The organism is Streptomyces yerevanensis (genome assembly GCF_000716805.1).
Classification (GTDB): Bacteria; Actinomycetota; Actinomycetes; order Streptomycetales; family Streptomycetaceae; genus Streptomyces; species Streptomyces flaveus.
In genome coordinates, this window is the sequence record NZ_JNWJ01000315.1 from 1 (window position 1) to 205 (window position 205).

The 205-nt window shown below is 72.7% G+C and carries 1 protein-coding gene; it reads left to right on the forward strand.

Annotated elements, in window-relative coordinates; all coding sequences use genetic code 11:
- Window positions 1–205: XdhC family protein (locus OP79_RS49545; RefSeq protein ID WP_033330107.1), on the forward strand; the 205-nt coding region annotated here is incomplete at both ends.

Sequence of the window (205 nt, forward strand, 5' to 3'; positions counted from 1 at the left end):
CCTGCCGGTCGGTACGTCGGTCGCGGTGGACGAGGACGGCAACGCGGTCGGCAGCATCTCCGGCGGCTGTGTCGAGGGCGCGGTGTACGAACTGTGCCGACAGGTACTGCGCGACCGCGGCGCCCCGCAGCGCGCCCGGTTCGGCTACTCCGACGACGACGCCTTCGCCGTCGGCCTGACCTGCGGCGGCGAACTCGATGTCCTC